General features: G+C 66.4%; 2 protein-coding genes. One reads left to right on the top strand and one right to left on the bottom strand.

From position 1 onward, the window contains the following. Positions 1-780 (top strand): FAD-dependent oxidoreductase (locus tag ACXJKR_RS31295; RefSeq protein ID WP_457326171.1); only part of this gene is annotated, 780 nt, incomplete at its 5' end. 225 nt (positions 781-1,005) lie between these two features. On the opposite strand, the gene ACXJKR_RS31290 is transcribed toward ACXJKR_RS31295, so the two are convergent. Next, positions 1,006-1,825: dihydroxy-acid dehydratase domain-containing protein (locus ACXJKR_RS31290; protein ID WP_457326170.1), on the bottom strand; the 820-nt coding region annotated here is incomplete at its 5' end.

Genomic DNA, 1,825 nt, shown 5'->3' with positions numbered 1-1,825 from the left:
GTGCAGGGCCCCGAGCTGATGCAGCGCTTCCAGCAGCATGCCGAGCGCTTCCAGACCCAGATCGTCTTTGACCACATCAATGCGGTCGACTTCTCCAAGCGCCCCTTCACGCTGACTGGCGACAGCGGCACCTACACCTGCGACGCGCTGATCATCGCGACCGGCGCCTCTGCAAAATACCTCGGCTTGGACTCCGAACAGGCCTTCATGGGCCGCGGGGTCAGTGGTTGCGCGACCTGCGACGGCTTTTTCTACCGCGGCCAGGAAGTCTGCGTCGTCGGCGGCGGCAACACGGCCGTCGAAGAGGCGCTGTATCTGTCGAACATCGCCAGCACGGTGCACCTGATCCATCGCCGCGACAAGTTCCGCGCCGAACCCATCCTCATCGACAAGCTCAAGGAGAAGGCCGACGCCGGCAAGATCGTGCTGCATTTCTTCCAGCAGCTCGACGAGGTGCTGGGCGATGCCTCGGGCGTGACCGGTGTGCGCATCCGCAGCACGCTGGACGACAGCAAATCGGAAATCAAGCTGCACGGCTGCTTCATCGCCATCGGCCACCAGCCCAACACCGACATCTTCAAGGGCCAGCTGGAGATGAAAGACGGCTACATCATCACCAAGAGCGGCCTGAACGGCTTTGCGACGATGACCAGCGTGCCGGGCGTCTTCGCGGCCGGTGACGTGCAGGATCACATCTACCGCCAGGCCATCACCAGCGCCGGCACGGGTTGCATGGCCGCGCTGGACGCCCAGCGCTTCCTGGACCAGGAAAACGGTTGACCCCTCGTCCGGTCTCGCCCCACTGAACGCGGGCGGGTCCAGCCGGTCTTGCAGACCGCGCAGCCGACGGAGCGGCTGCTCTTCGGCAGGCACGACAAGTCCRCAGGACTTGCCGTGTCCGGCCTCAGCCCCCCGGGGGGACGGCGATGCTTGCCGGATTGACCGGCAAGCACATCGCCATGACGGGCCGGCTAGGGAGCGGCCCGGCGCTCGGCCCGGAACCCCTCACTCAAACTTGTCCAAAACCGCACCCGAACTCGCGCTCGAAGCGTTCTTCGCAAATTTGGCCAACACGCCCCGCGTGTAGCGCGGCTTGGGCTGCACCCACGCCGCGCGGCGCTTGGCCAGCTCGTCGTCGCCGACATTGAGGTTCAGCACCAGTTGATGGGCGTCGATGGTGATGGAGTCACCCTCCTGCACCAGCGCGATGACGCCGCCTTCATAGGCCTCCGGCGCCACGTGGCCGACCACCATGCCCCAGGTGCCCCCCGAGAAGCGGCCGTCGGTGATGAGGCCCACGCTCTCGCCCAGGCCCTGGCCGATCAGCGCGCCGGTGGGGGCCAGCATCTCCGGCATGCCGGGGCCGCCCTTGGGGCCGAGGTAGCGCAGCACCATGACGTCGCCGGCCACGATCTTGTTGGCCATGATGGCGGCCAGCGCGCTCTGTTCGTCATCGAAGACCCGCGCCGGGCCCGTCATCACGGGCGTCTTGAGGCCGGTGATCTTGGCCACGCAGCCTTCGGGCGAGAGATTGCCTCGCAGGATGGCCAGGTGGCCTTCGGCGTAGATGGGCTTGACGACGGGCTGGATGACGTCCTGGTCGGCGCTCAAGGCGGGAACGTCGGCCAGGTTCTCGGCCACGGTCTTGCCGGTGATGGTGATGCAGTCGCCGTGCAGCAGCCCGGCAGCCAGCAATTCCTTCATGACCGCTGGCACGCCGCCGGCCTTGTGCAGGTCCACGGCCAGGTATTTGCCGCTGGGCTTGAGGTTGCACAGCACCGGGATCTTCTTGCGCATGCGCTCGAAGTCGTCGATGGTCCAGTCC

The sequence above is a fragment of the Roseateles sp. P5_E11 genome (genome assembly GCF_054049355.1).
This window is presented reverse-complemented; position numbering and strand designations above follow the sequence as displayed.